Source organism: Nocardia sp. JW2 (assembly GCF_051843015.1).
Classification (GTDB): domain Bacteria; phylum Actinomycetota; class Actinomycetes; order Mycobacteriales; family Mycobacteriaceae; genus Nocardia; species Nocardia coubleae.
Genome location: NZ_JBPXLK010000029.1, coordinates 50,295 through 60,326, shown reverse-complemented (window position 1 = coordinate 60,326; position 10,032 = coordinate 50,295). Strand labels below are relative to the sequence as shown.

The following is a 10,032-nucleotide window of genomic DNA, read 5'->3' as shown; positions in this document are numbered from 1 at the left end:
CACGGCCACCCGATCCGCACCCACATCGAACGCCTCATCGACGGCGAGATCATCTGGGCACCGGCCATCACCGGCGGATTCGCCCTCACCACCCGCGGCGGCGACTTCGAACTCGCCATCGGCCAGGACCTGTCGATCGGCTACCTCAGCCACGACGCCGAGACCGTCCAGCTGTACTTCCAGGAAACCTTCACCTTCCTGGTCGAAACCTCCGAAGCAGCGGTATCACTCGGGTCCTGAACCGCAACTGCCGAGAACATCACGTTCGACGCTCCTCTCGACAACGGCGCACACGCGTCTGCTTCGGCGACAGTTCATAACGACGGCAGGAGACCGACGATGAGTACGCTGGCGATGAGCACCGTCGATATCTCGAGGTGGCAATTCGGTATCACCACGGTGTATCACTTCATCTTCGTACCGCTCACCATCGGCCTTGCTCCGATCGTCGCGGGAATGCAGACCGCATGGGTCGTCACCGGCGACGAGAAATGGTATCGGCTCACCAAGTTCTTCGGCAGATTGTTCCTGATCAATTTCGCGATCGGGGTGGCCACCGGCATCGTGCAGGAGTTCCAGTTCGGGATGAACTGGAGCGAGTACTCCCGTTTCGTCGGCGATATCTTCGGCGCCCCTTTGGCTTTGGAGGCGTTGGTCGCCTTCTTTCTCGAATCGACCTTCATCGGACTGTGGATCTTCGGCTGGTCCCGGCTGCCGAAACTCGTTCACCTGGCCACGATCTGGTTGGTGGCCATCGGGGTGAACGCGTCGGCGTATTTCATCATCGCGGCCAACTCTTTCATGCAGCATCCGGTCGGTGCCAGGTTCAATCCCGAGACCGGGCGGGCCGAACTGGACAGCATCTGGACGTTGCTCACCAACAACACGACGCTGGCGGCGTTCCCGCATGTGGTCGCCGGTGCGTTCCTCACCGCGTCGGTGTTCGTCGCCGGTATCTGCGGATGGTTCATGGTGCGCAACATGCGCAGCGGTGACGCGGTGAAACAGTCCGAAGCCACCACGCTCTGGCGTCCGGCGGCACGCGGTGCGCTGTATGTGGTTGCGGCGTCGATCGTGGTGGTGGCACTCACGGGCGATATCCAGGGCAAGATCATGTTCGATCAGCAGCCGATGAAGATGGCCTCGGCGGAATCGCTGTGCCATACGGCGACCGACCCGAAGTTCTCGGTGCTCACCGTCGGCACACACAACAACTGCGACAGCGTGGAGCACCTGATCGAAGTTCCGTATGTGCTGTCTTTCCTGGCCGAGGATCAGTTCACCGGCGTGACCCTGCAGGGCGTCGAGGATCTGCAACGTTCCTATGTCGAGCAGTACGGGCCGGGCAATTACCGGCCGAACCTGTTCGTCACCTACTGGTCGTTCCGCACCATGGTCGGCCTGCTCGCCGGCCCGATGGTGCTGCTACTCGCCGGATTCTGGGTGACCCGGGGTGGTCGCGCCCCCGACCGGCGCTGGTTCGCCTGGCTGAGCCTGCTCGCCATCCCGACGCCGTTCCTGGCCAACAGCGCGGGCTGGGTGTTCACCGAGATGGGGCGCCAGCCCTGGGTGGTCGTTCCCGACCTCGCCGGCGACCTCACCATCCGCATGACCGTGGACCAGGGTGTCTCGGACCACGCACCGGGCACCGTGCTGTTCTCGCTGATCGTGTTCACCCTGCTCTACGGTGTGCTCGCGGTGGTCTGGTACTACCTCATGCAGCGGTACACCGTCGCAGGCCCGGCGCCGGATTCGACCACGTCGCAGCACGACGATCCGGGCCCCGACGACAGCAGTGGTGGCGGCAGACACCGCGCCGAACCCGTCGAACCGCTGTCTTTCGCCTACTAGAGCGCCGATGGTCCGACGCCGTTCGGGCGGTGTCGACAATTGCCGGCTCGGGACCGAGCGACGGTCGGGAACAGTAACGCCAGGCCCTCCGAATCCGACCGCAATGGTGTGTGGTGGGCTTTCGACGACGGGACGGAGGGCAAGTGGCAGCCGGTCGGATGAGACGAACCGCCGTGGCAGCCGGGGCCGCGGGTGTCCTCGGGCTCCTCGGCTACGGCGGGCTCGCGGCTGCCCAGCCCACTCCTGCGCCGGGCGGCCGAGTTGCCGTCGCGGGGCTCGACCCTACCGCCGTGCCCGACACCTCGAGACTGCCCGACAGCGGCGCGATCCGGTTCGTCGCCGAACCGGGAGACCACGGCAACGGCGGAGGCAACGGGAACTCGGACCCGGGAAGCGGCAACGGCAACGAAGGCAACGGCGGCGGCAACCAGGGCAACTCGGACCCCGGCAACGGAAACGGAAACCAGGGAAACGGCGGCGGGAACCAAGGCGACAACGGCAACCCGAACCCCGGCAACGGAAACGGAAACCAGGGAAACGGCGGCGGGAACCAGGGCAACAACGGCAACCCGAACCCCGGCAACGGAAACGGCAATCAAGGCAACGGCGGCGGGAACCAAGGCAACAACCCGGGGAATCCGCCGGAACCGCAAGCCCCTGCCCCGCAGTCCGCGCCTGCGGCCCCTGTCCCGGACGCTTTCGCACCCGCCCAGCCGGAGGCTCCCCAGCCGGACGCGGGCGAATCCGGCGGCGCGCCGGGCGGTGGAGCACCCGGTGGCGGCGCGCCCGGCGGTGGCGGCGCACCACCGGCCGGAGCAGGTCCCGGCGGTGACTCACCCTCCGCACCGGTCCCCGGTGGAGCGGCTGATCCGCCCGCCGCTCCCGCGCCCGGCGGCGGCCCGGCGGTTCCCGCCCACGACGTCACACCGACCAGCGACACCGGCCTCCTGCCCGACCCGAACCTCCTCTCGGTCATAGGCGGTCTGCTGGCGCTCGGGCTCGCCGGCGGCGGTTCGGCCGCGGTCAGTTTCCAGGGCGCCGCCCAGGCGCAGGCACGTGTCGACGCCGCCCGAGCAGAGTTCTTCGGCTCACGGGCGTGATGCCGGGTTCCCTCCGGAACCGGCGGGTCGTTTAGACGGTCCTTCGCGTGGAATGACCGCAAGTAGCTCGCGTGCCGGCACACCGACGTCGGCATTCCGCTGCTCAGGAGGTCACATGCCGGGTCATCGGTTGGGAGGTGTCCGCGCGGCGGCGACGCTGGCGGACCTGGGGTTCGCCGGATTCGCCGCGGGCGTCATCGCCCGTCGCCGCAGGATGATGGGAATACTGGAACGCACGCAGGCGGACGGTCGTGCCGTCCGGCGGATGCATGCGCTGCGTGACGAATTCGGTTCGGGGCCGGTGGAATTGGTCCTGCCAGGCCGACGGGTGGTCGTGGTCACCGATCCCGCCGATGTGGGCAGGGTGCTGGGGCAAGCACCGTCGCCGTTCGATCCGGCCAATCGGGAGAAGCGCGCCGCATTGCGCCAATTCCAGCCGCACGGTGTCCTGATCTCGGAGGGCCCGATCCGCGAGGAACGCCGGGCGGTGAACGAAGCCGCTCTCGAGACCGGCCGTCCGCTGCACCGGCTGGCGACCCCGTTCGCCGAGGTCATCGCCGACGAAGCGGCCCGGATGCTGGCGGCGGCCACGTCGACCGGCACGCTGGACGCCGCACAGTTCACCACCGCCTGGTGGCGGCTGGTCCGTCGGCTGGTCCTCGGCTCCTCAGCGCGCGAGGACCACGACATCACCGATCGGCTGTGGCGGCTGCGTTCGGCCGCCAACTGGTCATTTCTCGTGCCACAACGCAGGCGCTCGGGCGAGAAGTTCTCCGAGAGCCTCTACCGCTATGCCGAATCAGCGGAGAAGGACAGCCTCCTGGGTGCGCTCACCGAGGTATCCGCGTCCGGTGCAACGGATCCCGTCGGCCAGGTACCGCATTGGCTGTTCGCCTTCGACGCGGCGGGGATGGCGCTGAGTCGCGCGGTGGCATTGCTGGCCACCCATCCCGATCAGCGCGCCGCGGCCGTCGCCGAGGCACAGCACGCCACGACTCCGGCGACGCTCCCCTACCTCCGGGCATGTGTCCTGGAATCGGTGCGGCTGTGGCCGACGACGCCGCTCATCCTGCGCGACGTCACCGAGGACACCGCCTGGCGCGACGACGAGGAGCGTTTCACCACCGAGGCCGGTGCGGCGCTGCTGATCGCCGCCGTCGCGTTCCACCGTGACCCGCGGTCACTTCCGTTCGCCGATGATTTCGTTCCCGACATCTGGTTGGACGGCCGCGCGAAGGACTACCCGCAGTTGGTGCCGTTCAGCGCCGGACCAGCCGCCTGTCCCGGGCAGGACCTGGTGCTGTTCGTCACCAGTACCCTGCTCGCGGAAATGCTGCGCGGGGCGCGGTTCGAGCTGACCTCGACCCCACGTCTCGATCCGTCGACCCCCTTGCCGGTCACCCTGAACAACTTCGGCCTCGAATTCCGCGTGGAATCCCGGCACGACTCGCCGATTCTGAACAAGTCCATGTCCTGACCCGATCGGCGGCAGCGAACAGGAGGTTTCGTGCGCTTACGGCGAAGCACTCCCTACGGCCCCGGGATCCGGCGAGTCACCCGGGGTCGTGGTTTCTCCTACCTGACCACCGACGGCGAACGCGTCTCGGACGAAGACCTGCTCGAGCGGATCAACGGCCTGGTGATTCCGCCCGCGTGGCGCAAGGTGTGGATCTGCCCGCACGCCAACGGTCATATCCAGGCGGTCGGTGTCGATGCCGCCGGCCGCCGCCAATACCTGTATCACGAGCAGTGGCGCCGGGAGCGCGACGAGGAGAAGTTCGACCGCGTCCTCGATCTGGCCGCTCGTCTGCCCCCGCTGCGCGACCGGCTGACCGCCGATGTGCGCCGCTCCGGCCTGCACCGGCACCGGGTGGAGGCCGTGGCCATCGGATTGATCGACCTCGGGGTGTTCCGGGTCGGCGGCGAGGAGTACGCCGAGGAGAACGGCACCCGCGGCGTCGCCACGCTGCTGCGCGAGCAGGTGCGCGTCGAGGGCGAGCAGATGCTGTTCGACTATGTCGCCAAGGGCGGTCTGCGGCGTCGCGTCCGGATACACGACGCCGATCTGGCCCGCGCTGTCACTTCCCTGCGGCGTAGTCGCGCGGATTCGCCCCGGCTACTGGTCTACCGCGACAAGAACGGCTACCGAGAACTGCATGCCGACGACATCAACGCCCGCTTCAAAGCACTCACCGAAACGGACTGCACCGTCAAGGACCTCCGGACCTGGCAGGCCACCGTGCTGGCCGCCGAGGGATTCGCACAGGCCGAACCCCCGACCTCCGAGCGTGCGCGCAAGCGGGCCGAACGCGCCGTGATCACCGAAGTCGCTGCCGCACTGGGCAATACCCCCGCCGTCGCCCGCGCCTCCTATGTCGACCCGAGGGTCGCCGAAGCGTACGCCGAGGGCGTCACGATCTCCCGAGCGCTGGACAGAGCCGCCCGCGCCGCCGAGAGCGAGCGCCGAGCAATCATCGAACGCGCAGTACTCCGACTGCTCCGACGCGCCACCCACCGCGGGCATTGATCCCCCGGCTCCGTCGGCGAACGAGGCAACACCACACCGGGGCAGTGAACTGCTTGGCCCCGGCCGGGGATATAGTTGCGTCATGCAACACCAGTCGGGTGGATGGTCGCCCGAGCTCGTCGCGGTGCACGACGCGCTCACGCAGATCATCCGCGAAGCCATCGCGGCGCGGCCCGCGTCGGAGGGGATACCGTCGTTCGCGCAGCGATCGGCGTTGTCCTACATCGAACGGAATCCGGGCTGTCGTGCCACCGAACTGGCCGAAGCGTTCGGCGTGCACCGCTCGACGGTGTCACGACAGCTGCGGACCTGCGTCGACGCGGGCTGGGTGGCGGCGGGCGAGGGAAATTCCCGTGCGGGCTACCCGCTGACGCTCACCGCGTCGGGCCGCCGCGCGCATCGAGCCGCGATCGAACACGACCTCATGCTGCTCGAGGAGCGGATGAGCGACTGGACTGCCGACGACATCACCGACTTCGCGCACGCCTTGCGGCGATTCCAGCGACCCGACCAGCCCCTTGGAGGCGAGCATGCGTGAGTTCACCACGCCGGCCACGTTCACCATCGCCGAGAACGAGACCATCGTCGGCTCGGTGTACACCCAGGCCGAACAGTTCCCGCGGCGGGTGCTGTTCTCCCGTCCCGTCGGGGACCGCTGGGTCGACGTCACCGCGGCCGAGTTCGCGCGGCTGGTGTCCACGGTGGCGAAAGGCTTGATCGCCAACGGTATTCAGGCGGGCGATCGGGTGGTACTCGCGTCGGCGACGCGCTTCGAGTGGACGCTGTTCGATTTCGCGATCTGGGCCGCCGGTGCGGTCACCGTTCCCGTCTACGACTCGTCCTCCGCCGAGCAGGTGCGGTGGATCCTCGAGGATTCCGGTGCGGCGCTCGCCATCGTGGAGACCGCACGGCACAAGGATCTGCTCGCGAACCCACCGGCAACGCTGCGCCGGTCCCTGGTCATCGACGACGGCGCCGAGGCTCTGCTGATCGCCGAGGGCACCGACCGCTCCGACGACTGCCTGCGGGAACGGCTCGAGGGCCTGCGCGCCGACGGCCTCGCCTCCCTGGTGTACACCTCCGGCACCACCGGTCGTCCCAAAGGCTGCATGCTCACCCATCGCAACTTCCTGTCGGAGGTGCGCGGCATCCTGACCGCGAGTATCGGTGAGGTCGCCCGCCCGGGACAGCGGATGCTCACTTTCCTGCCGCTCGCGCACGTGCTGGCCAGGGCGGTGTCGCTGGCCGCGTTCGAGGCCGGGATGACGCAGGCGCACTGGGCGGACTTCAAGACCATCACCGGTCAGTTCACCCGCTTCCGCCCGCACACGATCCTCGGCGTGCCACGAGTGTTCGAGAAGGTGCGCGACGGCGCCGAGAAGAAGGCGCGCGACGGCGGCAGGATCAAGGCGGCCGTCTTCCGGTTCGCCGAGCAGACCGCGGTCCGGTGGAGTGAAAACCTCGACCACACCGGCGGATTCGCGCGTACGCCCTCGCTGCTGCTGCGTGCCGAGTACGCCCTGTGCGACCGGCTGGTGTACACCCCGCTGCGGGCCGCGCTGGGTGGTGATTGCGAGTTCGTCATCTCCGGCGGCGGCGCGTTGACGCCTCGGCTCGGGCATTTCTTCCGAGGTGTCGGTGTTCCGGTATACGAGGGCTACGGCCTGACCGAATCCACCGCCGCGCACTGTGTGAACGTGCCGGATGCGGTGAAGATCGGCACGGTGGGACAACCGTTGGGCGGCAACGCTGTTCGCATCGCCGAGGACGGCGAGATCGAGGTGTCCGGTGGCGTCGTGTTCGCCGGGTACTGGCGCAGCGAGGAAGCTACCGCCGCCGCGCTGACCGACGGGTGGTTGCGCACCGGCGACCTCGGTGCCATCGACGACGACGGGTTCCTGTCGATCACCGGGCGCAAGAAGGACCTTCTCGTCACGGCGGGCGGCAAGAACGTCTCCCCCGGCCCGATGGAGGATCGCATCCGTTCGCACGCGCTGATCTCGCAAGCGGTGGTGGTCGGCGACGGCCGCTCGTTCATCACCGCGCTCATCACCATCGACCCGGAGACGTTCACCGGATGGAAGGAAGCGGCCGATCGACCGGCCGAGGCGACCGTCGCCGATCTCCGTACTGATCCGGCGCTGCTCGCCGAGGTGCAGCAGGCGATCGACGATGCCAACAGCACCGTCTCCCATGCCGAATCCATCAAGAAGTTCGTCGTCCTCGACCGTGACCTGACCGAGGAGTCGGGCGAACTCACCGCCACGCTCAAGGTGAAGCGGCACGTGGTCGCCGAGCGATTCGCCGATGAGATCGACGGCATGTACCGGGCCTGAGAGCCGATCCGCAGGGCACCGGCGCCGCGTGGCGACGACCAGATCCCCGACGTCGCCGACAGCGATCAGGCGCCCAGCAGGCGGACTTCGCTGTCCAGCAGGGCCGCCTGTTCGGTCAGCGCGGTCGGGTCCGGGTTCGCGCCGAGCCGCCGCTGAACCTCCGCCCGGCTGGCGACAACCATCCCGCTCTGCTGATCCTCTGATCCCGGGGCGACCCGCACCCGTCCACCTTCGAGAACCAGGCAGGCTTGCGCGTCGTCGGTGCCGAGCAGTTCTCGCAACATGTCGACGGTGACCAAGTCCTCGGCCGCGCTCGCAGGTGACGGTGTGGTGCCATTTTGCTCGTCAGTTGCCATGGTGTGCGCTTGCCCAGACGGCAACCACCGAAACACCGGCGTTCCATCGACCCGCGCACGGGGCGGGAGCGACTCGAAAAGGTCCTGACCGAGGAGCACAATCGGAGGTGGAGAGAGCGTCGAGGTCTGCGGTCCCCGCCGCTCGCTCCACCAGGCAGGAGTGTAGCAATCCTGTTGCCCGACAACCACTTTCGTGTCTCAACTCACCCGTTGAACGGGCCCGGATCCCCGCGTTTCCGGACGAGAACCCGTTTCAGCGCCGCGTCGGCTGCGCCGACACGCCTCGCAGCGCGGCGGATCGGCGCGGCGGACCTCTACCCTCTGATCGGTGGCGACCACCCCGCGCGTTGCTCCAGCACATCAGCATGTCCTCGCACCCGTTCCCCCGCATATGACGGCTGCCCAGTTCCGGGCACACGGCCGGGCCGTGGTGGACTGGGTGGCCGACTACTGGGAGCGGGTGGAGTCGCTGCCGGTGCGGTCGAGCGTCGTTCCCGGTGCGGTCCGCGCGCAACTGCCTGCCGAGCCGCCCGAGACCGGCGAACCGTTCGAGGCACTGCTCGCCGACATGGATCAGATCGTCGTGCCAGGCTCGACACACTGGCAGCATCCCGGCTTCCTCGCCTACTACCCGAGCGGGGCGTCGGGCCCCTCGGCGCTGGCCGAACTGCTGATCTCCGGACTGGGTGTGCAGGGCATGCTCTGGCAGACCGCACCGGCGTGCACCGAGCTGGAACAGCTCGTTCTCGACTGGCTGGCCGGCCTGATCGGGCTACCCGAGCGTTTCACCTTCGCGGGCGGCGGTGGCGGTGTGGTGCAGGACGGTGCGAGCACCGCGATGCTGATCGCCCTGCTGGCCGCCCTGCAGCGGGCGTCGGGCGGACAGGTCGCGCGTGCGGGCGTCGAGCGTGGCCGCTACGTCGTCTACACCTCGGCCGAAGCGAACTGCGGCTTCGAAAAAGCCACGCGGATAACGGGTCTGGGTTCCAGCGCGATCCGCTTCGTCGATACCCGCGCGGACCTGTCGATGGACCCGACGGCGCTGCGTACGGCGATGGCACACGACGCCGCGGCCGGCCGGATACCCGTCCTGGTGATGGCGACGGTCGGCACCACCTCCACGGGCGCCATCGACCCGGTTCCCCTCATCGGCCCGGTCTGTCGCGAATTCGGCACCTGGTTGCATGTGGACGCGGCGTACGCGGGCGTGGCCGCGATGTGCCCGGAGCTGCGCTGGATCAACGACGGCGTGGCGGACTTCGCCGATTCCTACGCGACCAATCCGCACAAATGGTTGCTCACCGCCTTGGAATTCGACGCCTGCTACCTCGCCGACCGCTCGGCGCTGACGGACGTGCTGTCGGTACTGCCGGAATACCTGCGCAACAGCGCGACGGAGTCAGGTGCGGTGGTGGACTACCGGGATTGGCAACTGCCGGTGGGCCGCCGGTTCCGGGCACTGAAGTTGTGGGCGGTGATCCGCTGGTACGGCGCGTCCGGTTTGCGCGAGCACATTCGCTACAGCGTGTCGGCGGCGCAGCAGTTCGCGGCGTGGGTCGAGGCCGACGACCGGTTCGACGTGCTCGCGCCGCATCCGCTGTCGGTGATCTGTTTCCGCTTGCGCGCCGCCGACGACGTCAACCGGGCCCTGCTGGACGCTGTCAACGCGACGGGCCGGGTCCTGTTGTCGCACAGCATGGTTCGCGGGCAGTTCGCTCTTCGCGTGGCGATCGGTGGCTGCGCGACCCGCCTCGAACACGTGGCAACAGCATGGGAGCTGTTGAGCGAGTGGGCCGATATCGTCGCCGGGCCGAACTGATGCCCGACGAGCGTCGCCGGAGGGATTCCGGCGACGCTCGCGG

At 68.4% G+C, this 10,032-nt stretch carries 9 protein-coding genes; 8 read left to right on the top strand and 1 reads right to left on the bottom strand.

Going from position 1 to position 10,032, the window contains the following annotated elements; all coding sequences use genetic code 11:
• From ACSVDM_RS27480 to ACSVDM_RS27450, 7 genes are all read left to right on the top strand, one after another.
• A partial coding sequence (locus ACSVDM_RS27480) for a family 1 encapsulin nanocompartment shell protein (protein WP_439268687.1) occupies positions 1 to 240 on the top strand: 240 nt, incomplete at its 5' end.
• A gap of 114 nt (positions 241 to 354) precedes the next feature.
• Positions 355 to 1,851 carry a cytochrome ubiquinol oxidase subunit I gene (locus ACSVDM_RS27475; RefSeq protein ID WP_439268690.1) on the top strand — a complete coding sequence of 499 codons (1,497 nt, stop codon included), beginning with the start codon at positions 355 to 357 and terminating at the stop codon, positions 1,849 to 1,851.
• A gap of 173 nt (positions 1,852 to 2,024) precedes the next feature.
• A complete protein-coding gene (locus ACSVDM_RS27470) occupies positions 2,025 to 2,951 on the top strand; it encodes a hypothetical protein (protein WP_439268686.1) in 927 nt (308 codons plus the stop codon).
• A gap of 115 nt (positions 2,952 to 3,066) precedes the next feature.
• Positions 3,067 to 4,428, top strand: a complete 1,362-nt coding sequence (locus tag ACSVDM_RS27465) for a cytochrome P450 (protein ID WP_439268685.1) — start codon at positions 3,067 to 3,069, stop codon at positions 4,426 to 4,428.
• 30 nt (positions 4,429 to 4,458) lie between these two features.
• Positions 4,459 to 5,478 carry a DNA topoisomerase IB gene (locus ACSVDM_RS27460; RefSeq protein WP_439268684.1) on the top strand — a complete coding sequence of 340 codons (1,020 nt, stop codon included), beginning with the start codon at positions 4,459 to 4,461 and terminating at the stop codon, positions 5,476 to 5,478.
• A gap of 82 nt (positions 5,479 to 5,560) precedes the next feature.
• A complete protein-coding gene (locus ACSVDM_RS27455; RefSeq protein WP_439268683.1) occupies positions 5,561 to 6,016 on the top strand; it encodes a MarR family winged helix-turn-helix transcriptional regulator in 456 nt (151 codons plus the stop codon).
• Positions 6,009 to 7,814, top strand: coding sequence for an AMP-dependent synthetase/ligase (locus tag ACSVDM_RS27450; RefSeq protein ID WP_439268682.1), 1,806 nt, complete (start codon positions 6,009 to 6,011; stop codon positions 7,812 to 7,814). Before ACSVDM_RS27455 ends, ACSVDM_RS27450 begins: the two co-directional genes overlap by 8 nt.
• 65 nt (positions 7,815 to 7,879) lie before the next feature.
• Here the strand turns inward: ACSVDM_RS27450 and ACSVDM_RS27445 are convergent, their stop codons facing one another.
• Positions 7,880 to 8,170 (bottom strand): hypothetical protein, encoded by a 291-nt coding sequence (locus tag ACSVDM_RS27445; RefSeq protein WP_439268681.1) that lies wholly within the window; start codon positions 8,168 to 8,170, stop codon positions 7,880 to 7,882.
• A 328-nt stretch (positions 8,171 to 8,498) separates the two neighbouring features.
• Between ACSVDM_RS27445 and ACSVDM_RS27440 the strand changes: the two genes are divergently transcribed.
• The gene (locus ACSVDM_RS27440) at positions 8,499 to 9,989 is read left to right on the top strand and encodes an aminotransferase class V-fold PLP-dependent enzyme (protein ID WP_439268680.1); all 1,491 of its coding nucleotides are present in this window, start codon (positions 8,499 to 8,501) and stop codon (positions 9,987 to 9,989) included.
• Positions 9,990 to 10,032: the final 43 nt, after the last annotated feature.